At 59.3% G+C, this 23,274-nt stretch carries 19 protein-coding genes and 7 pseudogenes; 18 read left to right on the forward strand and 8 right to left on the reverse strand.

Annotated elements, in window-relative coordinates; all coding sequences use genetic code 11:
* The first annotated feature begins 63 nt into the window (after nt 1-63).
* From QA644_RS32285 to QA644_RS32305, 5 genes and pseudogenes are all read left to right on the forward strand, one after another.
* On the forward strand, nt 64-543 hold the full coding sequence (locus tag QA644_RS32285) for an Lrp/AsnC family transcriptional regulator (RefSeq protein WP_283073102.1): 480 nt from the start codon (nt 64-66) through the stop codon (nt 541-543).
* A gap of 7 nt (nt 544-550) precedes the next feature.
* Nucleotides 551-720, forward strand: a pseudogene (locus QA644_RS32290) (Ku protein); the annotation flags it as partial.
* A gap of 623 nt (nt 721-1,343) precedes the next feature.
* On the forward strand, nt 1,344-2,840 hold the full coding sequence (locus tag QA644_RS32295) for an NAD-dependent succinate-semialdehyde dehydrogenase (protein WP_283073103.1): 1,497 nt from the start codon (nt 1,344-1,346) through the stop codon (nt 2,838-2,840).
* A 31-nt stretch (nt 2,841-2,871) separates the two neighbouring features.
* Nucleotides 2,872-4,251, forward strand: a complete 1,380-nt coding sequence (locus QA644_RS32300; RefSeq protein ID WP_283073104.1) for an aspartate aminotransferase family protein — start codon at nt 2,872-2,874, stop codon at nt 4,249-4,251.
* Between the two features lie 11 nt (nt 4,252-4,262).
* Entirely contained in the window at nt 4,263-5,333 is a 1,071-nt protein-coding gene (locus QA644_RS32305; RefSeq protein ID WP_074072811.1) for an alcohol dehydrogenase family protein, read from the forward strand.
* 82 nt (nt 5,334-5,415) lie between these two features.
* Here the strand turns inward: QA644_RS32305 and QA644_RS32310 are convergent, their stop codons facing one another.
* Nucleotides 5,416-5,649 carry a hypothetical protein gene (locus QA644_RS32310; protein ID WP_167364053.1) on the reverse strand — a complete coding sequence of 78 codons (234 nt, stop codon included), beginning with the start codon at nt 5,647-5,649 and terminating at the stop codon, nt 5,416-5,418.
* A gap of 430 nt (nt 5,650-6,079) precedes the next feature.
* On the opposite strand from QA644_RS32310, the gene QA644_RS32315 reads away from it, so the two are divergent.
* A complete protein-coding gene (locus QA644_RS32315; protein ID WP_283073105.1) occupies nt 6,080-6,856 on the forward strand; it encodes a phosphodiester glycosidase family protein in 777 nt (258 codons plus the stop codon).
* Nucleotides 6,857-7,505: 649 nt separating this feature from the next.
* Here QA644_RS32315 and QA644_RS32320 read toward each other — a convergent pair.
* The 3 genes and pseudogenes from QA644_RS32320 to QA644_RS32330 form a co-directional block, all read right to left on the reverse strand.
* Complete coding sequence (locus QA644_RS32320) at nt 7,506-8,123, reverse strand: hypothetical protein (protein WP_283073106.1); 618 nt, start codon at nt 8,121-8,123, stop codon at nt 7,506-7,508.
* Nucleotides 8,124-8,474: 351 nt separating this feature from the next.
* Nucleotides 8,475-8,609, reverse strand: a pseudogene (locus QA644_RS32325) (AAA family ATPase); the annotation flags it as partial.
* Nucleotides 8,610-8,892: 283 nt separating this feature from the next.
* On the reverse strand, nt 8,893-10,335 hold the full coding sequence (locus QA644_RS32330) for an FAD-binding oxidoreductase (protein ID WP_283073107.1): 1,443 nt from the start codon (nt 10,333-10,335) through the stop codon (nt 8,893-8,895).
* Between the two features lie 188 nt (nt 10,336-10,523).
* On the opposite strand from QA644_RS32330, the gene queC reads away from it, so the two are divergent.
* Genes queC through queE form a run of 3 tightly spaced genes read left to right on the forward strand, consistent with a single transcriptional unit; the run spans nt 10,524 to nt 12,324 of the window.
* Entirely contained in the window at nt 10,524-11,234 is a 711-nt protein-coding gene (gene queC, locus QA644_RS32335) for a 7-cyano-7-deazaguanine synthase QueC (protein WP_283073108.1), read from the forward strand.
* Nucleotides 11,234-11,590 carry a 6-carboxytetrahydropterin synthase QueD gene (gene queD / locus QA644_RS32340; protein ID WP_074073169.1) on the forward strand — a complete coding sequence of 119 codons (357 nt, stop codon included), beginning with the start codon at nt 11,234-11,236 and terminating at the stop codon, nt 11,588-11,590. The genes queC and queD overlap by 1 nt, the downstream gene beginning before the upstream one ends.
* A complete protein-coding gene (gene queE, locus QA644_RS32345; RefSeq protein WP_283073109.1) occupies nt 11,587-12,324 on the forward strand; it encodes a 7-carboxy-7-deazaguanine synthase QueE in 738 nt (245 codons plus the stop codon). Before queD ends, queE begins: the two co-directional genes overlap by 4 nt.
* A 79-nt stretch (nt 12,325-12,403) precedes the next feature.
* On the opposite strand, the gene QA644_RS32350 is transcribed toward queE, so the two are convergent.
* Together QA644_RS32350 and QA644_RS32355 are read right to left on the reverse strand one after the other, a co-directional pair.
* Nucleotides 12,404-12,589 carry a hypothetical protein gene (locus QA644_RS32350; RefSeq protein ID WP_239602682.1) on the reverse strand — a complete coding sequence of 62 codons (186 nt, stop codon included), beginning with the start codon at nt 12,587-12,589 and terminating at the stop codon, nt 12,404-12,406.
* Between the two features lie 145 nt (nt 12,590-12,734).
* A pseudogene (locus tag QA644_RS32355) lies at nt 12,735-12,944 on the reverse strand (3-keto-5-aminohexanoate cleavage protein); the annotation flags it as partial.
* 191 nt (nt 12,945-13,135) lie between these two features.
* Here QA644_RS32355 and QA644_RS32360 point away from each other — a divergent pair.
* The 9 genes and pseudogenes from QA644_RS32360 to QA644_RS32400 all read left to right on the forward strand — a co-directional run.
* Nucleotides 13,136-13,471, forward strand: a pseudogene (locus QA644_RS32360) (IS30 family transposase); the annotation flags it as partial.
* 93 nt (nt 13,472-13,564) lie between these two features.
* Nucleotides 13,565-13,811: pseudogene (locus tag QA644_RS32365) on the forward strand (plasmid stabilization protein).
* Nucleotides 13,812-13,886: 75 nt separating this feature from the next.
* Nucleotides 13,887-14,810, forward strand: a complete 924-nt coding sequence (locus QA644_RS32370) for an ArsR family transcriptional regulator (RefSeq protein ID WP_283073110.1) — start codon at nt 13,887-13,889, stop codon at nt 14,808-14,810.
* Between the two features lie 212 nt (nt 14,811-15,022).
* Nucleotides 15,023-16,531: an alpha-N-arabinofuranosidase gene (locus tag QA644_RS32375; protein WP_283073111.1), complete on the forward strand. Its 1,509-nt coding sequence runs from the start codon at nt 15,023-15,025 to the stop codon at nt 16,529-16,531.
* A 190-nt stretch (nt 16,532-16,721) separates the two neighbouring features.
* Entirely contained in the window at nt 16,722-18,626 is a 1,905-nt protein-coding gene (locus tag QA644_RS32380; RefSeq protein WP_283073112.1) for an ABC transporter substrate-binding protein, read from the forward strand.
* A 116-nt stretch (nt 18,627-18,742) separates the two neighbouring features.
* The gene (locus QA644_RS32385; protein WP_283073113.1) at nt 18,743-19,747 is read left to right on the forward strand and encodes an ABC transporter permease; all 1,005 of its coding nucleotides are present in this window, start codon (nt 18,743-18,745) and stop codon (nt 19,745-19,747) included.
* Nucleotides 19,748-19,750: 3 nt separating this feature from the next.
* Nucleotides 19,751-20,608, forward strand: coding sequence for an ABC transporter permease (locus QA644_RS32390; protein ID WP_283073114.1), 858 nt, complete (start codon nt 19,751-19,753; stop codon nt 20,606-20,608).
* Nucleotide 20,609: 1 nt separating this feature from the next.
* Nucleotides 20,610-21,599, forward strand: coding sequence for an ABC transporter ATP-binding protein (locus QA644_RS32395; RefSeq protein ID WP_283073115.1), 990 nt, complete (start codon nt 20,610-20,612; stop codon nt 21,597-21,599).
* On the forward strand, nt 21,596-22,408 hold the full coding sequence (locus QA644_RS32400; RefSeq protein ID WP_283073116.1) for an ABC transporter ATP-binding protein: 813 nt from the start codon (nt 21,596-21,598) through the stop codon (nt 22,406-22,408). Before QA644_RS32395 ends, QA644_RS32400 begins: the two co-directional genes overlap by 4 nt.
* Nucleotides 22,409-22,531: 123 nt before the next feature.
* Here QA644_RS32400 and QA644_RS32405 read toward each other — a convergent pair.
* Both QA644_RS32405 and QA644_RS32410 read right to left on the reverse strand, forming a co-directional pair.
* Nucleotides 22,532-22,681 (reverse strand): annotated as a pseudogene (locus tag QA644_RS32405) (restriction endonuclease); the annotation flags it as partial.
* 87 nt (nt 22,682-22,768) lie between these two features.
* Nucleotides 22,769-23,016: pseudogene (locus tag QA644_RS32410) on the reverse strand (diguanylate cyclase); the annotation flags it as partial.
* Nucleotides 23,017-23,274: the final 258 nt, after the last annotated feature.

The raw sequence follows: 23,274 nt of genomic DNA on the forward strand, positions 1-23,274 counted from the left end.
GGCAAAATGCGCTCCCATTGTCTTTTCCTCACCTTTGGAATGATTTGCGCAGCCGGGAATGCCATGAAACTCGACGCCATCGATCTGCGTATCCTCGACGCCATTCAGCGTGACGGACGCATCACCAAGCTGGCGCTTGCCGAAAAGGCCGGCCTCTCGCCGACACCTTGCTGGATGCGGCTTAGAAAACTGGAAAAGGCAGGCATCGTTACCGGCTACCATGCTCGCGTCGCGCTTCGCCGGATCGCCCCGGTTGCGAGCGTCATGGTGGAAGTGACGCTTGCCAATCATCGCCAGAGCGACTTCGAGCGCTTCGAACGCGTGATTGCGACCATTCCTGAAGTCATCGGCTGCTGGTCGGTCGGCGGCGGGATCGACTATTTCTTGAAGATTGCAGCACCCGATATAGACGCCTACCAGCGGCTGATCGATGACCTGCTTGACCGTGAACTCGGCATCGAGCGCTATTTCACCTATATTGTCACGAAGACGGTCAAGGACGAGACGGTGCTTCCCGTTGGCTCTTTGATTGGTCGACCGTGAACAATCATGGATAGACGGCCATCCGTATCGGCTGGATGTCAGCCAACCAGATCCGCTTGGATCGGAAGCGCTCTCGATTATCTGCGACGCAATGAAAGCCGATAAAGTGGTCGGCGCCTCATGCCTGGTAATCGGTCGGCGCGAGCGAGCATTGTCCTTGAGCCACGGGCGAAGGGATCGAGGGGATGGAACCGTAAGCCTGTGCAGGTGTTAAGAACGGACAAGCAAGTGTTTACTCAACTCAATAGGGGATTTCCATGAATAATCTCATTTGGCTTGTCGGCGCCGTCGTCATCGTAATCGCGATTTTGAGTTTCTTCGGCCTTCGCTGATCGCAGACGTCGGTGATGTGCGGCGGCTCAACCGCGCCATCGCCGGCATACGGCAGCCTGCCGCGCGCACCGGCGTAGTGGGCTGCCGGTACTCATCTAAAATGGTGACGATAAGCGAGGGTTAATCTCTGGCAGCCCACGGCGTCTGGGACTGGCCCGGCCTCGGTAGTGAGGTCCGTCGACCATCCAATTTCAGCGCCAAAGAGCAAAGACCGCTGCAGGCGGCCTTTAAAATGGCGTCTGCTTGATACCCGTTCTCCCTTGAAGTGGTGTATATCACTGTCCTTCAGCCCATCATAGCGGATGGCGCTGCGCCATCTCGGATTGTCATGCGCAAACCGGCGCGTAGACAGATCAGCCGCGGCACGCCGGAGCCTTAGTCAATCTCTCTCTTCTGGCCACCGGCAATGGACAATTTCTCGCCTCCGCCTGTGGGAGACTTGCCCGTCGGCAATGAGGAGATAAATCATGACCGCGGTTTTTGCCCGCCCCGATTTCCACAATGCGCTTTCACGCCTCAAGGACAGGCATCTCCTGCGTGATCTCGCCTATATCGGCGGACGCTGGTCGGCGGGCGACGCCGGCAAAAGCTTCGAAGTCACCGATCCTGCTTCCCGAACAACAGTTGCCTGGGTAGCGAGTCTTGGCGCGGACGAGACGGTAACGGCGATCGACGCGGCGGCGCGGGCAATGCCGGCCTGGCGCGCCATGCTGCCGCAGCACCGGGCAAAAATCCTGCGCAACTGGTTCGATCTGATCCTGGCATCAAAGGAAGATCTCGCCTTGATCATGACGCTCGAGCAGGGCAAGCCGCTTTCGGAATCCTTGGGCGAGATCGATTATGCCGCCTCTTTCGTCGAATGGTACAGTGAGGAAGGCAAGCGGCTGAATGCCGAAAACGTCACCAGCCACCTTTTGGATGCCGAGATGATCGTCCGCCGCGAGGCGCTCGGTGTCGTCGGTATCGTCACGCCGTGGAACTTTCCGTCCGCCATGATCACGCGCAAGGCTGCGGCAGCAATTGCTGCGGGCTGCACCGTCGTTGCCCATCCTTCATCCGAGACCCCGCTTTCAGCACTCGCACTTGCCGAGCTCGGCGAGCGCGCCGGGATTCCGGCGGGCGTATTCAATGTTGTCACCGGTGATGCGGCAACCATCGTCGGCCGCATGTGCGAGGACGAGCGCATCAGGGCGATGAGCTTCACCGGCTCGACCGGGATCGGCAAGCTCATTGCCGCTCAATGCGCGTCAAGCATGAAAAGACTGGTGATGGAGCTTGGCGGACATGCACCACTGATCATATTCGACGATGCCGACATCGAGCGTGCGGCCAGAATTGCCATCGACGCCAAGTTCGCCACGTCGGGCCAGGATTGCCTGGCCGCCAACCGCATCTTCGTGCACCGCTCAATTGCCGATCGCTTCGCTGAGGCATTCGCACGCCACATCAAGGCATTGAAAGTGGCAAACGGCCTTTCGGCGAATGCCGATATCGGCCCGCTGATGCACGAACGTGCCATCGTCAAGGTCGAGGAACAGGTCTGCGATGCACTGAAGCGCGGAGCCAAACTGGTCACCGGCGGTAAACGTCACGTCGCCGGCCAACTGTTCTTCGAACCGACGCTGCTGACAGACGTTCCTGCCGATGCTCTCATCATGCGCGAGGAAACTTTTGGCCCCGTGGCAGGCATCAGCGTCTTCGACACGGAAGACGAAGTGATCGCTAAGGCGAACGCCACCGAATACGGTCTCGTCGCCTATGTCGTCACGGACAATGGCGCCCGGCAAATGCGCCTTGGACGTGCGCTCGAATACGGCATGGTGGCGATCAACCGGGTGAAGATCACCGGCGGTCCCATTCCTTTCGGCGGCTGGAAACAATCCGGACTTGGGCGCGAGGGCTCGAGGCACGGCATCGAAGCTTTCACCGAGCTCAAATATCTCTGCATCGACACGGCCGCCTGAGGCCCTTCCGTTTAACATCAAGGATAATGCCATGCTGGAACGAAGCAACGAACTCAACGCCTGGGACCGGGATCATTTCTTCCATCCCTCCACTCATATGGGCATGCACGCACGTGGCGAGACGCCGACGCGGGTGATCGGCAACGGTGAAGGCGTCTACATCACCGATACGAGCGGCCGCTCCAGTCTCGATGCCTTTGCCGGACTTTACTGCGTCAATGTCGGCTACGGCCGGCAGAAAATCGCCGATGCGATCGCCGAACAGGCAAAGAGCCTTGCCTACTATCACGCCTATGTCGGCCATGGCACGGAAGCATCGATCAGGCTGTCGAAGATGATCATCGACCGCGCGCCAGAAGGCATGAGCCGCGTCTACTTCGGCCTTTCCGGGTCCGATGCGAACGAGACGAACATCAAGCTCATCTGGTATTACAACAACATCCTCGGCCGTCCGGACAAGAAGAAGATCATCTCGCGCTGGCGCGGTTATCACGGCTCGGGTGTCATGACAGGATCGCTAACGGGGCTCGAACTTTTCCACAAGGCTTTTGACCTGCCGCGCGCGCCCATTCTCCACACGGAAGCTCCTTATTATTTCCGCCGGCCCGACCGCTCGATGGACGAGGAGCAGTTTTCGCAATTTTGCGCCGACAAGCTGGAGGAGATGATCCTTGCCGAAGGTCCCGAAACAATTGCCGCCTTTATCGGCGAACCAATCCTCGGGACAGGCGGTATCGTTCCGCCGCCCGCCGGATATTGGCAGAAGATCCAGGCCGTGCTGGAAAAGTACGATATCCTGCTGGCTGCAGATGAGGTGGTGACCGGTTTCGGCCGCTTGGGCACGATGTTCGGCTCGGACCACTACGGCATGAAGCCGGACCTGATCACCATCGCCAAGGGCCTCACCTCGGCCTATGCGCCGCTTTCCGGTACGATCGTTTCCGACAAGGTCTGGCAGGTGCTCGTCCAGGGCTCCGATCAGATGGGGGCGATTGGTCATGGCTGGACCTACTCCGCACATCCGATCTGCGCCGCCGCTGGGATTGCCAACCTGGAACTGATCGATGAGCTCGATCTCGTGAGGAATGCCGGCGAGACCGGCGCCTATTTCCGCTCGGAACTGGCAAAGGCCGTCGGCGGTCACAAGAACGTTGGTGAGGTGCGTGGAGACGGGTTGATGGCGGCTGTTGAGTTTGTTGCAGATCGGGACGATCGCAAATTCTTCGACCCCTCGCAAAAAATCGGTCCGCAGGTGGCCGCTGCACTGCTGGAGCGCGGCGTCATCGGCCGCGCCATGCCGCAGGGCGACATCCTCGGTTTTGCGCCGCCGCTTTGTTTGACCCGGGGCGAGGCCGATACTGTGGTCAAAGCTGCGGCCGAAGCCATCGACAGCGTCTTCAAATCCATCTGAAGGAGTGTGAGATGACCGTTGTTCCGAAGACGATGGCAGCCGTACAACTCGTCGGTCATGGCGGGCTCGACAAGCTGGTCTATAACGAATCCGCTCCTGTCCCGATGCCGGGCGCAGGCGAAGTGCTCATCAAGGTCACGGCCTGCGGCATGAACAACACCGACGTCTGGGTCCGCCAGGGCGCCTACGGCACCGAAGACGACCCGTCGGCCGTCTCCACGTGGCGCAGGAAGGGCAATACGCTGACGTTCCCGCGCATCCAGGGGACGGATGCTGTCGGCCATATCGTCGCGGTTGGCGCCGGCATCGACGCAAAACGGATCGGCGAGCGTGTAATGGTCGATTTCTCGATCTATAATCGCGAAGACGACAGCCTTGCCGACATCGACTATATGGGTCACGGCCGGGATGGCGGTTATGCCCAATACATGGCGCTGCCTGCGCAAAACGCCCATATCGTCGATACCGATCTCACCGACGTCGAACTTGCAACCTTCTGCTGTGCCTACCTGACCGGAGAACGGATGCTTGAGCGGGCGCGGCTTGCTGCGGGCGAACACGTGCTGGTGACGGGGGCATCGGGCGGTGTCGGATCGGCGATCATCCAGCTCGCAAGAGCGCGCGGCGCAATCCCGATTGCGATAGCTGGTCCTGGCAAGGAGCAGGCTGTGCTGGACATCGGCGCAGAAGCGGTCGTCACACGCGGCGGCGATGATCTCGTCGAAGCCGTCGATCGGGCATCAGCCGGCCGGCCGATCGACGTCGTGGCCGATCTCGTCGCCGGATCGATGTTCAACGATCTTTTGAAGATCCTGCGCCCCGAAGGCCGCTATACGACGGCCGGTGCGATCGGCGGGCCGGTGGTTCAGCTCGACTTGCGGACAATGTACCTGAAGCAACTGGAGTTGCATGGATCGAGCCAGGGTACGCGCGCCGACTTCCGTCGGCTCGTCCGCTATATCGAGGACAAGAAAATCCGGCCCCTGGTCGGCGGCGTCTATCCGCTATCGGATTTCCATCGGGCTCAGACGGACTTCATGGCCAAGAACTTCATCGGAAAGCTCGTCGTCGTCCCCGACTAAACGAGATTTGCGGTCTGGACCCGGCGCCGCAGCTCTCGCTCTCGGCGCCGGCCGTTCCAATTATGACCTACGCGAATCGGGGTCACAGAGCAGGGACGAATTTCCAAAAGACTCCTTCCTGGCGATCCGTATAATACTTGAACTCGCACTCAAACTTCCGTCCGTAAGCTTTGGCAGCCTTCAGGCATTGATCGCTGACCGGATTCATCCCTGTATCAGGGGCAAACCAGTCCTCAAGCAGATCGTCCGGTACATACGTGCCGATGCGCAGCGGAAGAGTGGCGAGTACAACGTCCATTTCATTTGGCACCATGATCAAAGCCTCCTTTTCGGATTAACCGCGGTCGGATGAACCGGTTCCATGCTGCCTTCCACTACATCCCGCAGACCGCATCATGTCAACGAAACCACTGCCCGGACCGGCTTTGGCGGGCACCTTTCGACACTCCTCTGGACCGTTGCGGCGTTAGCAGGCGAGAGCCGATGACATCAGCGGTGCCAAGCGACCGTCCAGCCTGAATTCCTGATGTTACAATGGCCTAAACCACCGCGAATACGCTTCGAGAAGCCGAGAACGTGCTGCTCCATACCGCCGTCAATAATAAACTCGAAACTGTCTTCCTCGAACTGCTGGAATTCCCCATAGTGACCACCGGTTTCTCGGCCGTCACATTCGAATTTAGCCGCATCATGTAATCACAAACGAGATGGGTCCATTAAGACTTGAATAAGGTGTATCGGCCGCGATGACGTATCTGAAAAATGGTGTGCTTATCGCAGCCGTGATGCTGGCTGCATTGATAACGTCCTTGCCGCCGGCTTTTGCCAAAGATTGTGAGCAAGAAACGTTCGAGGAGGTGCGATACATTGTCTGCACCCTGGAACCGGGGAAAGCTGACCTGCGATTGTTCTGGAAGGGCGTGGATGGCGAGCCTTACCGTCATTTCTCGAGCGTCGCCGAAGCCGTGGGGAAAGCGGGACGAGCGCTGACATTCGCGATGAACGCAGGGATGTACCGCGCCGATTTTTCTCCGATGGGCCTTTATGTCGAGGCCGGCCGAGAACTACGACCCGCCAACACGGCCGGAGGTGAAGGCTCGGCCGGTCTGCTGCCAAATTTCTATAAGAAGCCGAACGGCGTGTTCTTTTTTGACGACACAAGCGCTGGAATACTCCCGACAGATCAATTTTTGAAACGTCGGCCCAAGGTGCGGTTCGCGACCCAGTCTGGTCCAATGCTTGTCATTCAGAACAAGCTGCACCCGGCCTTTATTTTAGGGTCGACAGACCGAACCCGTCGGAGCGGCGTGGGAGTCTGTGGCGGTGGCACAGTTCGCCTTGCCGCAAGCGACGACATGGTGAATTTCCACGATTTTGCGCGCCTGTTCCGCGACCATTTGAAATGCCCCAATGCATTGTTTCTCGACGGCGGACGAGGTGTGGGGATTTACAATCCGAAGATGGGCCGCAATGACAGATCCTGGCATGGCGGGTTCGGTCCGATCTTTGGAGTTGTAGAATAACGCCACGAATGGCTACGACAATGAGCGCGGGAAGGTCATCATCGACCCGGGCCGCCGGGGCGGTTGGCCGCCAAAATTGAAGCCAGCCGATCTGAAAGCAGGCGGTGCGCTCCTGGCCGATCCGGAGATCAACCTGGAGGACGTGGCCCGCCGCCTGGATATCTCGCCGGCGACGTTTGCCGATATTCCCGCTGCTGGCTCCAGCATGGGGTTAGCCGACTACGCAGATAGGAAAGGGTCTCGGAACGCGCTGCACAAGCGCTATAGTAAAGAGGCCTCTCCTATCTGCGGGGAGAGTACGCACCGTCGTCGCTCGGACGCCCGCCTTGCCCGCTCGCTACGGCGCTATGGGAGCGCCCTCGTGACGCTGCTCGCGGTCATTGTGACGTACGCAATCGCCAGCCGATAAAGCCTTCGCCCGCGCGCTGATGGTCAACCCCTCAGCGTGGGAGCGATGGGGCAATGGCGGCGATAGCGATGGCGTTAAGGGTTATGTTCCGGCTCCGGAAGTCGACGGCAGACACAGCCGATCGGCAGCCCAACACGGCCGCGGGAGATCAGAGCTGTATTCGTATCATCCTGAACATGACCCAGGTCCTTGCTGGAATTCTCTCAGGAGTCGATCGGAGGAAAATCAGGGGGCTTGCCACTAGGCAGCAAGCGCCGCAGCCATCCTGCGCAACTCAGGCATCATCCGCGGCTCTTCAGGTTCAACAATCTCCGAGCCAATATCCATCACGATGGACTTGACCAACGTTGTCTTATTCAACGCACTTTTCTTGACGAGTTCGTCAAACTCGTCGCCAACGCGCGGGGTTACCTTCATCGAAAGCCGTTTTGACGGGGCATCGTGCCAGCTTTTCCACTTCGCTCGATGAACCTCCGCGTTTCTGCGAAGCCGCTCGACCAAGGAATCATCGTTTACAGACCTGTGCACGAAGTACGCTATCAGCGATTTTCGCAGGATCACGCCAGCTGAAGGATCAATCCGATAGGACGCTAGGTCCAACATATCCATAAACGGCGCAGCCATAACCACTTCCAGGGGCCTACAGGCAATCTCGCGAGCAACCCGGATTGCTGGCGTCGACTGCGGCGGGATAGCCACAACAGTACCACACTCGTCGCAGGTAGCCGCCATGATCTGCTTCGCCACGCCGATCCCACTCTCGAAAGGCACATCGTGGTAGTCGAAGGTCGTCGTAACGACTTTCCGGCACTTCTCGCAGAGCGCCTTGCTCTTATCTCCAGCATACCAGATTTTCATGTTCGCCTACTTTGATGGATGTACACTTATGAAGACCGTATCCGGGTCAACGAAATAGAACTTATGTACCATCCATCTCGCTTGAGGATGTGGACTTCAATGCCCTCGAATTCATGGTGTTCAGAACTCGCATGATGCGTGCCATTGCATCTGTCGATGATCGTTATCAGTTGCTCGGGGGAAATATCCCCAGTCATCAAGGCATTCTTGTCCTCGATGTTCCCACGTGCTGCGTGCTGATAAGTACCTTCCTTCAGTGCCCTGATGACGCGATACCTGACGCCCTTGAAAGCAATTTCTTCCTCAAGATACGAAGTTCTTCGTAAAGTTCAACAAAAAATGCGTTCTGCGCTCCCAGTGCATGTCATCAAGATGAATAACTGTATGGCAAAGTCGCGTGCGCAGGCGACGGGCAAGCCATGCCTTGCCCGTTCCCCCGTTGCCCATAACGAGAATCCGCTCGAAGGCTGCTGATGCGTCTTCCATTGCCGCCTTTTCATTGGGCTGCACAGCTGAGATTTTTACGTGTTTTTAGCGGGAGATATCGGGTGGCTGCAAATCAAAATTGAAACCATCATTCTGAAGCGGTTGCGGTCGCGCCCCCGTCCGAAAGCCAAATTGCGCCTCGGCACTTACGGCGAAGCCGCGATAGACCAAGCCTCCTGGGTCCGCTTGGAGACGGATGGAGCGATCCCAACTCATTGCGGTACCGCCGAGGATCAGCATTGCGGCGGCACCTAGCGTTTCATCCAATTCCGTTGCTGACCGGTCAGCCGGCGGCCCGCATTTCCGCCTGTGGCTGCACATTCTGGTTCATGCGGAACAGATTCTGAGGATCGTAACGCCGCTTGATCTCCGTCAGACGTTTGTAGTTGCCGCCATAGGCCGCTTCGACACGATCGCTTTCATCCTCCGGCATGAAGTTGATGTAGGCTGTGCCGATGGCGTGCTTCTTCGTTGCCTCGAAAAGCTCGCGTGCCCAGCCGATGCACGTGCTGTCCATCGATTTCTCGCGCCAGCGCGCATGGACGTTCATGACGAAATGCGAGTTGCGCTGTGGAAAAGCCGTATCCTCCACTGCGATGCGGCCCGCTGCACCGCCCACATGGCCAATGAAGATCTCGCATTCCGGCCCCGGAAGCTTGCGAACGGCATCGAGGAGAGCTGCAATCGTCGCATCCGAGAGCTCTGCGAAATCCTGGCTCTTCCAATAATTGCGCGCGCCTGGGGTCAGCAGCGGGTCGAATGCCTGTTGCCAGGCGGCAAAAGGTGTCGGACCGACAACATCGGCAATCGGATTGCCGATGTCACGAAGCGCCGCGGCAGCGACTTTGCCCGCTTCGATGTCGCCGCAATGGCACATGGCGAGTGCAAGGATTTCCCTGCCGTGCCATTCGGCGGGCAGGAAAGGCAGCGGCGGTGCCTTGCGCATGACCGCCCAGCATGTGAGTTCGTCCGGCGCCGTTTCGAGCACCTGGCGATATTGCCTGAGCACCATTTCCGCGTCGGCAAAAGGATGGACGACCAGACCTGCCAGAACCTCGCCCGGCAGGTCGTGGAGCCGGAACTCAAAGGAGGTTACGACGCCGAAATTGCCACCGCCCCCGCGTAGCGCCCAAAACAGATCCGGCTCTTCGTTCTCGCTCACGCGTACCAGCTTGCCTTCAGCGGTTACGACCTCCATCGAAATGATATTGTCGATCGTCAGCCCGAACTTGCGTGTAAGCCAGCCGAAACCGCCACCAAGTGTCAGTCCGGCAATGCCGGTCGTGGAATTGATTCCTGTCGGTAGAGCCAGCCCGAAAGCCTGTGTTTCGTTATCGACATCAGCAAGCGTTGCACCCGGCTCGACCCGTAAACGCCGTGTGCCCGGGTCGACCCTTACCGATTTCATCGGCGACAGATCAATGACCAGGCCGCCTTCACAGACGGCATTGCCGGCGATGTTGTGCCCGCCACCGCGGACCGCCAAAAGAAGATTGTTTTCGCGCGCGAACCGGACGGATCTCATAACGTCGGCGGCACCAGCGCAGCGCACGATGAGACCCGGGCGCCGGTCAATCATCCCATTCCATATGGCCCGCGCCTCGTCGTAGTCGACGTCCGTTCCCGTGAGCAATCTGCCGCGCAGACCTGCCGCGAAGGCATCGAGCGCAACGTCCGACATGGCCGTTTGGCCCTTCTGCAGGGTCGTAAGGTTCAAGTTGTCCATGATTTCCTCCCCAAGGCGGCAGAGCCCCGTTCCGCCGTGGCAGCATCTTGCGCTTCGTTCCTTTGCTACGCAAGATAATGCTAATAAAACATTCCTGCCGGGACCCTTCACAAGCTGGGTTTATTGCTTTAGAAGCGCTCCCGTAATCCGGTCGCAGCCCACCCGGTCAAAACAAGGGATCCGACATCATGAAAACCATCGTCATCTGCTCCGGCGGATTGGACTCCGTTTCGCTTGCGCACAAGGTTGCCGCGGAACACGAACTCATCGGCCTTCTCTCCTTCGACTACGGACAGCGGCACCGCAAGGAACTCGATTTCGCGGCTGCATGCGCCAAACGCCTGGGTGTGGCCCATCAGATCATCGACATCAAGAATATAGGCCGCCATCTGACGGGATCGGCGCTGACCGACGACATCGATGTTCCGGACGGGCATTATGCCGAAGAGACGATGAAGGCGACCGTCGTACCGAACCGCAACGCCATCATGCTTGCCATCGCCTTTGGGCTTGCGGCGGCGCAGAAGGCCGATGCGGTCGCAGTCGCCGTGCATGGCGGGGACCACTTCATCTATCCGGACTGCCGGCCAGGTTTTATCCAGTCCTTCCAGGACATGCAGAACCATGCGCTCGACGGCTATGCCAGCGTTTCGCTTTTTGCACCTTACGTCACCGTCTCGAAGGCCGACATCGTAACGGATGGCGCCAGGAACGGCACTCCGTTCGCAGAGACCTGGTCGTGCTACAAGGGCGGTTCGCGCCACTGCGGCCGCTGCGGCACCTGTGTCGAACGGCGCGAAGCGTTTCATCTGGCCGGCATAGACGATCCGACGGACTACGAGGACCCGGACTTCTGGGTGGCCGCAACCACGGGCTTTGCTGCTGAAGAGGTGAAATGATGTTCCGCATCACCAAGGAATTTCATTTCTCCGCCTCGCACCGGCTCACAAGCCTGCCCGCCGACCATCAATGCGGCCGCCTTCACGGACACAATTACGTCGTGGAGGTGGAACTTTCGGCAGCAACCCTCAACAGCCACGGATTTGTCCGCGATTACCACGAGCTTGCGCCGCTGAAGTCCTATATTGACGAGTCCTTCGACCACCGACACCTGAACGAGGTCCTCGGTCATGATCAGGTGACGGCTGAGTGTCTGGCGAAGCATTTCTACGATTGGTGCAAGGATCGCCTGCCGGAAACCTCGGCCGTGCGCGTCAGCGAGACGCCGAAGACCTGGGCGGAATACCGGCCATGACCGTCGCCCGCAAGGCCGAAATCCGCGTCAGCGAGATCTTCGGGCCTACCATTCAGGGGGAAGGTATCTTGATCGGCCTTCCGACCGTTTTTGTCAGGACGGGGGGCTGCGATTACCGTTGCTCATGGTGTGATACGCTGCATGCCGTCGACAGCGAGTATCGCGATCAATGGCGTGCGATGTCGGTCGACGATATCTGGCAGGAGGTCTTGCGGCTTTCGGGCAACAAACCGCTGACGGTGTCGCTATCAGGAGGTAATCCGGCGATCCAACCGCTCGGGCCGCTGATAGAACGCGGACACAGCGAGGGTTTCCGTTTCGCGCTGGAAAGCCAGGGCAGCATTGCCAAGGATTGGTTTGCCGATCTCGACGTTCTTGTCCTGAGCCCGAAGCCGCCGTCAAGCGGCATGGAGACCGACTGGTGCGCGTTCGAGGCCTGCCTGAAAATGGCTGCCGAAAAGCCGCAGCTTGCGCTGAAGATCGTTGTGTTCGACGATCGCGATTACCTCTTCGCCCGGACCGCCGCGGCACGTTACCCGACGCTTCCCGTTTATCTTCAACCCGGCAATCATACGCCGCCCCCGCTCGTAGACGAAGACGCAAGCGTCGATATCGACGGCATCATGGACCGGATGCTCTGGCTGATCGACAAGGTGACGGAAGATCGGTGGTTCGAGGCGCGCGTGCTGCCGCAACTACATGTGCTGCTGTGGGGCAACAAGCGCGGCGTCTGACGATTCCTTCGGCCACACCGGAGATGGCGACGGAGGGCTCAGCCATTCGTCGCCGATCCCGAGGCACAAAGGACATCGATCAGCGGAACCGCGGCTGTTTCGGCGAGACGTTCGCCCGAATCTCATGAAGGGGTGCGTTCTTGCCAAGCAACCGCAAGAGCTTGCGCTCCTCTGCCGGATCAACCCCAAGTTTCTTGCAGTGATCGGCAACGTCGCGCTCGTGCGGGCCTGGCACATGCACTTGCCTATTGTTCATATTCTTCATGGTCATTTCCTCCTTGTGAGGATAACGCCGGACGATCACAAATCGTTCATTAGGTGGCTCTAAAGTTGACAGGAACGCCTTTCGACGAGCTCAACCTCATACGCTTATACGCGTTCAAAAAACGGCGTTTTCGCGCAGGTTGCGGTTAGTCCGGCCTGCGAAACGCCACCGGTCGCAGATGCTTTCTGAGCGCAGCGATGCGGAAAATGGCTTTGCCGCGCCGTATCTCCGATAGCCGCGCCTTTCGACAATCTCGAAAAACGGACTTCACCGTAGGACTGTAGAGCTGGAAATATTCGCCATGCTCGTCGCGCACAGAGCGATTGTTGTTCGCCTTCAATCGTTCCGAAAATTCCGCTGGATATGAAGCCGTTGCGGCAAGGCCGCAGCGGTAGCGAAGGTATCGTGTCCGTGAGATAACGGCAGCTGTTGCGCAGTCGCAATCTTGAGAACGGTACCTTTCCTGCGGTCCCGCGCCGGTCATCCGATCGACTGAAGGCACACCGGTCGCCGGAGCCAGATCGCCGGCCGCGTTTGTCCGGAGACGTCTATCGCGTCATCTACGGCAAGGAGGTTTATGCTCTGGAACTTTATTGGCGTCGGCCCGAAGGCCGTCGCATGTGCCGACGACGTGGATTGCGCAAGCCCGCAACGGCTTGATCCCATTTGACTGCAGGATCGATCAACGTCCTGGTTTGTTGACGACCGCTCGCAGTTTGGACACTGGGAAGGCGATCTCCTGATCTTCCGACGAGGATTCGGTACAGCCAATGTCACCTCACTGGACGAGCGCAAGAGCCGCTACACGGTGATGATCAAGAACGGAGGCCGCCACTCGTGGCTGATCATGGACAAGATCGTCGTGCCTTCTCGTCCTTGCCTACGCCTGTCGCGAGCTCGGTCCGCCGACGAACCGCCCTAACAGACTGAGGCTGCGCCGCATCTGGTAACCGTCGCTTGATAATTGAGGCAATGATGGCCAGGATCACGATCCGCAATTTCGATGAGAGATTGAAGCAGCGGCTGCGCGTTCGCGCCGCCACGCATGGCCGTTCAATGGAAGACGAGGCACGCGATATTCTGCACGGCACTTGCGAACACCGAGCCGGTGGCGCGTAATCTCGCCGATACTATCCGTGCCCGCTTGCAATCGGTCGGAGGAGTTGCGCTCGACATTCCACCCCGGCTGTCGATCCCGGACGCGCCGGACTTTGACCTGTGATTGTTTTTACCAACATCCCCTTGCCGTATCATAATTTCCGATATACATCACTTCACCGGAAATTATGGGGAAGTGATGGAACGTTCGTTTTTGACAATTGCCGCTGGGGAGAACAGCGAGGCCATTCGGGCGCTTTCGGCACCGGCGCGGATCGAGATTCTGAAGCTGCTCTGCGCCAAGGGACCGCTTAATATCAACGACATCGCGCAGGCGCTTTCCCTTCCGCAATCCACCGTCGCAACCGGCATCCAGATCCTGGAAGATGCAGGGCTGGTGGATTCCCGGCTGGCAAAGGCGCGGAAGGGAAATCAGAAGATCTGCTCGGCGGTCTATAGCGAAATTCTGATCAGCTTCGAGGAAAGTGCGGCGCAGAGGGCGAACAATATCATCGAGGTCGAGATGCCGGTCGGGCTCTATACGAGCTGCGACGTCCATGCGCCATGCGGCCTCTGCTCCACGGAGAGCGTTATCGGTCCGCTCGATGTGCCCGACTACTTCCTCGATCCGCAGCGGATGCAGGCCGGGCTCGTCTGGTTCGGCCGGGGCTATGTGGAATATAAATTCCCCAATAATGCCAAGGTGTTGAACAAGGATATCCGCGCCATCGAATTTGCGCTGGAGCTGTCGTCGGAGGTGCCCGGGACCAATCCGGATTGGCCTTCCGACATTACGCTCTGGGTCAATGGCATGGCGATCGGCACCTGGACGTCGCCGGGCGATTACGGCGACAAGCGCGGCGCTTTCACGCCGGCCTGGTGGAAGCTCGAGGGTTCGCAATATGGGATGATGAAGACCTGGCGGATCTCGACGCGCGGCACCTTCATCGACGGTGTGGCAGCATCGAATGTCACCCTCAACGATCTGGCGCTCGCCCAGCATTCTTCCATCCGGCTGAGGGTCGGTATCGCCGAGAACGCCGGCCATACCGGCGGGGTGAATATTTTCGGCCGCGGCTTCGGAAATCGCGGCCGCGATATCATCATGCGGCTACATGTCTGAGGCAGTTAATATCGGATATCCTGATTTAAAAAGCTTATTTATTTCCAGTTTTAGCGACGCCCAAATGTATTTAACTATATGTAATTAAATGGATTTATCTGAATTCTTCATTAGTATGATTAAATCCGTGAATCGGTTGACAGAACGACATTGCTGATATCAAGTTAGAGACAAGAAAACAAAATTCTTGATACATAAAACGGGAGTATCCGTTGAAGACGAATATCGTTGCCCACCGCGATTTTCGCATCGCGACCATTGATGCCAGGCTCTACAGCTCGTTTCTCGAGCACCTCGGCAGAGCGATCTACGGGGGCATCTATGAGCCAGGACATCCCACAGCCGACGAGGACGGCTTTCGCCGCGACGTGCTCGATCTGGTGCGCGAGCTCGACACGCCTTACTGCCGTTATCCCGGCGGCAATTTCGTCTCGGCCTATAATTGGGAAGACGGCGTCGGCCCGCGTTCGGAGCGCCCCGTTCGCCTCGACCTGGCCTGGCGCACGCGCGAAGCCAACCAGATCGGCGTCAACGAATTCGTCGACTGGTGCAAGAAGGCCAATACCAAGCCGATGCTCGCCGTCAATCTCGGATCACGCGGCCTCGACGCCGCCCGCAATTTCCTGGAATATTGCAACCATCCCGGCGGCACCTACTGGTCGGATCTGCGCCGCAAGCACGGCTGGTCCAATCCGCACGACGTGAAATTGTGGTGCCTCGGCAACGAGATGGACGGCCCCTGGCAGGTCGGCCACAAGTCGGCCTATGAATATGGCCGGCTGGCGGACGAGACGGCCAAAGCCATGCGCGGCTTCGACAAGTCGCTCGAACTCGTGGTCTGCGGCTCGTCCAATTCCGACATGAAGACCTATCCGCAGTGGGAGGCGGAGGTTCTCGACCAGTGCTATGACAGCGCCGATTACATCTCGCTGCATATGTATTTCGCCAACCGCGAGAAGAATACGCTGAACTATCTCGCCCGCGCGACAAAGCTCGACCGCTACATCACCACGATCGGCGGCGTTATCGACTACATCAAGGCGAAGAAACGCTCGAAGAAGACGATCGGCATTTCCTTCGACGAATGGAACGTCTGGTATCATTCCAACCAGCAGGACAAGGAGATTCTCGCGCGCGACGAGTGGCCGGATGCGCCGCATCTGCTTGAGGACGTCTATAATTTCGAGGACGTGCTGCAGGTGGGCGGCATCCTCAACACCTTCATCCGCCGCTCCGACCGGGTGCGCATAGCCTGCATCGCCCAGCTCGTCAACGTGATCGCCCCTATTATGACCGAGGACGGCGGTGCTGCCTGGCGCCAGACGATCTATTACCCCTTCTACTACGCCTCCAGATATGGCCGCGGCGCAGCACTGCAGTTGGTCGTCGACGGCCCGAGCTATGACAGCGACGAGGAGAACGAGGTGCCCTATCTGGACGTCTCGGCGGTCCATTCCGAGGACGGCAGGACGCTGACCTTCTTTGCCGTCAACCGCCATCCGGATACGGCGCTCGATCTCGACGTGCGGCTGGAAGGTTTTGGCGGCGCCCGGCTGATCGAACAGGTGGAAATGAGCCATGGCGATCTCGAAGCCGTTAATACGGCGCAGCGGCCGGAGACGGTCGTGCCCACAAAGGTCGAGAGCGCCGGGGTTGAGGACGTACGGGTGCGGGCGGCGCTGAAACCGCTGTCCTATAACGTCATCCGGCTGTCGGTGTGACAGCCGCCGCCGGGTTCGCCCCCGGCTGAGGTTATTCGGCTCACTGCGAGGAGGCAGGCGAGCCGGAGGGATGGTTCGTCGAAGACTTGGGCGCTCTGCCAAGTCCTTGAGGCTTCTGCGATCCGGCAACCGCGACATGCCCATGCGCGCCTTTGCGGCCGCGGCATGGTCGCTTTCAAGGGAGGAGTTCATGCAAAAGTGGAAGAGGTTTGCATTCGGCTTCGTGCTGGCCACGTTCGGCCTGACCGCAGTGGCCGGAGCCCAAGAATACACCTCCTTGCCACGCAAGGAGACGCTCATCGTCGAAAATCCGGAAGGGACGATCAAGAATCCCGGCTGGTTCAACATCTGGGTCAATGGCGGCGGCGGCGTATCGACCGGTCTGCAGCAGCTGACCATGGATACGCTCTGGTATATCGACCCCGAACAAGGGCTTGGCGGCGCGACATGGGACAATTCGCTGGCCGCCGACAAGCCGCAATATAATGCCGACTTCACAGAAATGACCGTGAAACTGCGCAAGGGGCTCTATTGGAGCGACGGCGTGGAATTCACGGCCGATGACGTCGTCTATACCGTCAAGACGCAGATGGACCACCCCGGCATGGTCTGGAGTGCGGCCTTCACGGTGCAGGTGGCAAGCGTCGAGGCGACCGATCCCCAGACCGTCGTGTTCAAGCTGAAGAAGCCGAATTCGCGCTTCCACGCCATCTTCACCGTGCGCTGGAACGGCGCCTGGATCATGCCCAAGCATGTCTTCGAGAAGGTGGAGGATCCGCTTCGCTATGATTTCGCCAATCCGGTCTCGCTCGGCGCCTACAAGCTCAAGGCGTACGATCCTCAGGGCCAGTGGTATACCTGGGAGAAGCGTGAGGATTGGCAGCGGACATCGCTTGCCCGCTTTGGCGAACCGGCCCCGAAATATGTGACCTATGTCGATCCCGGCCCGCCGGATAAACGCACCATCGCTCAGCTCGAGCACAATCTCGATATCATTCACGACAATACGCCGGAGGGCATGTTCACCCTCAAGGAGAAATCCAAATCGGTCGAAACCTGGTTCCCGGGCTTTCCTTTCGCCCATCCGGATCCGACACTTCCGGCTGTCATTTTCAACACCCAAAATCCGCCCTTTGACAATGCCGATGTGCGCTGGGCGCTTGCCCTGCTGATCGACATCAAGGCCGTCGACATGGCGAGCTACCGCGGCGCTGCCACGCTGTCAGCGCTCGGCGTGCCGCCCACGGCAGCCACGATGAAAGATTACCAGGCGCCGATGCAGGATTGGCTGAAGGACTTCGAAATCGATACCGGCAAGCGCAAGATCAAGCCTTACGATCCGACGATCGGGCAACAGATCGCCGATATCCTGCGCAAGCAGCCGAAGTTCAAGGACCAGATCCCGACCGACCCGCAGGCGATCACCACGGCATTCGGCTATGGCTGGTGGAAACCGGATCCGCAGGCAGCGACCGAGCTTCTGGAAAAGGCCGGCTTCAAGAAAACCGGCGGCAAGTGGATGACGCCGGACGGCCAGCCGTTCAGGATCCGGATGACGGTGGAGGGCGACACGCGCTCCGTCTTCACCCGGGCCGGAACCCTGATCGCGCAGCAATGGGCCTCCTTCGGCATCGACGCCAAAGCGGTGCCGGCCGCGAAGCTTTGGCAGGTGGCGCTGCAGCCCGGCGATTTCCAGGTGGCGATCGCTTGGAGCGTCGAAACCTGGGGCGGCGATCCCGACCTGTCCTTCTTCCTCGACAGCTGGCACTCGCAGTTCGTGGCGAAGAAGGGCGAGAACCAGCCGCCGCGCAACTGGCAGCGCTGGTCCAATCCGGAGCTCGACAAGATCATCGAGAGCATCCGCGGCATCGGCGCCGAAGATCCGAAGGGCATCGAACTCGGCAAGGATTATCTGAAGCTCGTTGCCCGCGAAATGCCGACGATCCCGCTGATGTCCTATAACGTCTTCACCTCGATGGATACGACCTATTGGACCGGCTATCCGACCATCGCAGACCCCTACACCGATCCAGTGCCGAACTGGGCGAACTCAAGGCTGATGATGGTCAAACTGAAACCGGCTCAACCGAAATAATCCTCCCAACGCCGGCGCGCAGCCATCGCGCCGGCCCCCTCATCGACGGGCATGAGCCCCAGCTGCCATGCTCGTCGATCCTTTCCAGAAAGGAACCAGAGAGGAACCTCCGCCTTATGACGTCCTATCTGCTCTTTGTGCTGAAGCGGTTCGGTCAGTTTCTGCTCGTCGTATTTCTCGGCGTGACGATCACCTTCTTCGTCACCCACCTGACCCCGATCGATCCGGTCGAAGAAAGCATAGGCGCCATCACGCAGATGGGTCAGTCCGACCCCAATGCGATCGAGCTGATGCGCCAGTCGCTTCGCGAGCTTTACGGCATGGAAGGTTCGATCTGGCAGCAATATCTGAATTTCTGGCTGCGGCTTGCCACAGGCGATCTCGGCCCGTCGCTCTCGGCCTTTCCCACACCCGTTTCCACCATCATCCTGCGGTCACTGCCCTGGACGATCGGGCTGATGACGGTCTCGACGCTGATCACCTTCGTGCTCGGCAATGCGATCGGCGCGCTCGCCGGCTATTACCGGAAGAATATGGTGCTGAAGGGCGTCAGCCTCGTTTTCATCGCGCTGCTTCCCATTCCCTATTATATCCTCGCCTTCGTGCTTCTCATTGTCTTCGGCTATCTCTGGCCGGTGCTGCCAATCAATGGCGGCTACGAGATGAACGCCAATCTGGACCTCTCCTTCGCCTTGGTTCTCGACATCCTGGAACATTCAATCCTGCCCGCCCTGTCGCTGATCCTTGTGGGAGCAGGCAGTTGGCTGATCGGGATGCGGGCGCTCGTCTCCAACATCATCACCGATGATTACGTCACCTTCGCCGAGCTCGGTGGGGTCCCGAAGAATAAAATTCTCCGCTCCTACATCGCCCGCAATGCCATGGTGCCGCAATTCACCGGGCTTGCCATGTCGCTTGGTGCGATCTTCAACGGCACTGTCATCACCGAAATCGTCTTCGGCTATCCGGGCATTGGAAACCTGCTGATCTCGGCGGTGCATGCCGGCGACTACAGCCTGGTGCTCGGCCTCAGCGCATTGTCGATCGTCGGCGTTGCCGCCGCCGTCTTCATCATCGACATTCTGAGCCCGCTGATCGATCCGCGCATCAAGGTGGAATAGAGCATGTTTACGATCATCCGCGACCTCTCACGCCACAACATGGAATTCCTCTGCGGCCTGCTGCTCTTTGCGGTCATCGCCGGGCTGGTCATCATGTCCTATTTCTCGCCCTATGGCGCGACGGACATCTATCTTCTGCCGGCCGACATGCCGCCCGACGGCGAATATTGGCTGGGCACGACATCGCGCGGCCAGGACGTTTTCTGGCAGCTGACGACAGCCCTTCGCAACACCCTGTATTTCGGCATCGGCGTCGCCTTTCTCTCGCGCATCATCTCGCTGGTGGTCGGCCTTGTCGCCGGTTATGCCGGCGGCACGGTCGACCGGGTGCTGATGGCCATCAACGACAGCGTCATGGTCATCCCGCAGTTTCCGCTGCTAATCCTTTTCTATTTCGTGCTGAAGGACAGCATGACCTGGACGGCGCTGATCGTCATCATGGCCCTGCTCGGCTGGTCCTATGACGCCCGCCTCATCCGATCGGTGGCGATCGGCCTGAAATCCAGGCCGTTTACCACCCAGAGCGTCTATTCCGGCATGACGATGCGCAAGATCCTCGTCGAGGAGCACCTGCCGTATGTGCTGCCGATCGTCTTCGCCACGACGATGAACAACATGATCTGGTCGATCGGTATGGAGATCACGCTTTCGGTGCTCGGTTTCACCGATATCGAGACGCCGACCATGGGCATGATGATCTACTGGGCTAATGCCCATTCGGCGCTGATCTCAGGCATATGGTGGTGGGTGGCCGCCCCCGTCGCCGTGATCGTCATTCTCTTCCTGGCGCTCTTCCTGCTCTCCATGTCGATGAACGAATACAATGATCCGCGCAGCCGGCTCAACCGGATGGGAAGTTAGTATGGAGCCTTTGGTCGAAATCCAGAATCTGAAAGCCTATTACCGCGCCTTCCTCTTCGGCGTCGACCGCGAAGTGCGGGCCGTCGACGATATCAGCCTGACGATCGGCCGCGGCGAGGTTTATGGCGTTGCCGGCGAATCGAGCAGCGGCAAGACGACGTTGATCAAGACCATCGCAGGCGCCATTCGGCCGCCGCTGAGGGTCGTATCGGGCAATGTCAAATTCCATTTCGCCGGCGGCACCCAGGATATCTACGCGATGACGCCTGACGAGCGCATGGCGCTGCGCTGGCGGCATCTGTCCTATATCATGCAGGGCTCGATGAATGTGCTTAATCCGGTGCGCCGGATCCGCCATTCCTTCACCGATTTCGCCTTTCGCCACATGAAGGTCAGCAAGGGGATCTTTTTCGAGAAGGTCGCCGCCCATCTGCAGCGGCTGAAGCTCGATCCGCAGCTGCTCGACGCCTATCCGCACGAACTATCCGGCGGCATGCGCCAGCGCATGACGATTGCGCTCGCGACCATCCTGACGCCGGAGTTCATCATCGCCGACGAGCCGACGACCGCGCTCGACGTGATCGTTCAGCGCGACGTGCTTTCGATGATCCGCGAAATCCAGCGCGAGATGGGCTCGTCCTTCCTATTCGTCACGCATGATATGGGGGTGCATGCGACGGTCTCCGACCGCATCGGCATCGTCTATGCCGGGCGGCTTGTCGAGGAGGCGCCGACCCCCAAGCTCTTCAGCATGCCGCTCCACCCCTATACGCAGCATCTGGTCGGCAGCCTGCCACGCATCGGCGACGCCACAGCGCGGCCCTCGCTGGAGGGACGGCCGCCGAACCTTGCCATGCCGCCGGAAGGCTGCCGGTTTCACCCGCGCTGTCCAAAACGGATGGACATCTGCTCACAGAAGGTTCCGCCGCTCGTCACCGTCGAGCCTGGGCGGCGCGTGGCGTGTTTTGCCGTTACGGGAGATCCGGTTTGAGTGCTCTGCTTCGCCTCTCGCATGTCACCAAGGTCTACCGCCAAGGCGGCCTGCTCGGCCGGCGCCTAATCACGGCGGTCAAGGACGTCAGCTTCGAAGTGGGGGCGGAACCGGAGATCCTGTCGATCGTCGGCGAGTCCGGCTCGGGCAAATCGACGATCGCGGCCATGATCCTGGGGCAGACCGAGCCGACGGAAGGACGGCTGGAATTTTCGGGAAAAACCGTCTCCATCCATAGCCGATCCGAACGCACGGCTTTCATGAAGGAGGTCCAGCCGGTCCTCCAGAACCCGTTCGAAGCCTTCAATCCGCTGAAGCGGGTCGACCGTTACCTCTTCGAGACGGCCCGCAATTTCTCCGCCTCGGGAAAGCGGCCGGACCGGAAAGAGGCGGAGCGGATGGCCGATGCCGCCTTGGTGCATGTCGGCCTCACGCTGGAGGAAGTGAAAGGCCGCTTTCCCCACGAACTATCCGGCGGCCAGCTTCAGCGCGTCGCTATTGCCCGCGCGCTGATCCCGCAACCCCGCCTGCTGGTCGCCGACGAGCCCGTCTCCATGGTCGACGCCTCGCTGCGCATGGCGATCGTCAACCTCTTCGGCCGCCTGAAAAACGAGCTCGGGCTTTCGATCATCTACATCACCCACGACCTCGCCACCGCCTATTACATCAGCGACAACATCATCATCATGCGCAAGGGCGAAATCGTCGAACGCGGACAGGCCCGCCCCGTGCTTGATAACCCGCAGCATCCCTATTCACGCGCTCTCAAGGACGCAGTGCTGGCGGCGGATTTTAGCGCGGCGGTGTGAGTGGGTGCGGGGAAAAGCGGCGAGTGTGAGCGTCCTATAATCCGGAATGATTTCTTTGCGGTGGCAACCGGAAAAGGTGGCCATTCGCGCAAGCCAACTGACAACAGTGACCGACAAATCGGCAGCCGCGACCTTGCGGGGCTCGTAGTAAATGATCCAATCTCCGAGGCAGGCTTGCATGCGGCCGAGATCCTGGCGCGGGAACTGATATTGTTCTGCCGGGCTGTCCTCGTAGATCGAATCTGAGCGGTGAATGAATACCCCGAATCCCATGCCCGATGCCTAGCACGACGAGGTCGGTTCAGATATGGTACTTGCATCCTGCACTCGAAGAGAATCGATCACGCGCACGACGTGGCTTTATGAGCCCGCGGAAATCAGCCAGCATCCTACGCCGCGCGCCCTGTCCCGGCCGCTCAGCTTGGCGGCATAGAGCGCCTGGTCGGCGCGCCGATAAAGCTCCGAGGCGCTGTCTGACGGGAGGCAGGCGGCGATGCCGGCGGAACAGGTGTAGCTGAAGTCGGAGAGTCAGAGAGCGGTCGGGAGAAGCGGATCACCGTCAGCATGCGCTCGATGATGGCGATGGCGTCTTCGGGGCCGGGAGCGGGCTGTCCGCTTTCAAGGCCCGAACTGCAATAGCGGCCATTCAGATCAGAGGCAGGCAGCTCCGCCAACGCGGTCATTGCGACCTGTTTGCCATGCGCACGGTGCGCGAAATGAACGTGACAAAGCAGGATTAGCTGCCTTCACACCCTAGTCGAAAAGCAAGAGAGGGGCTGGATGGCGATGCACCGGCCTTCTTCCAAGGACTTTCGAAATTGAGCCGAGCGCCCCATGGGGGGCTCGTGCTATAGTGCGTGCCTTAA

The sequence above is a fragment of the Rhizobium sp. CC1099 genome (assembly GCF_029714385.1).
Lineage (GTDB): Bacteria > Pseudomonadota > Alphaproteobacteria > Rhizobiales > Rhizobiaceae > Rhizobium.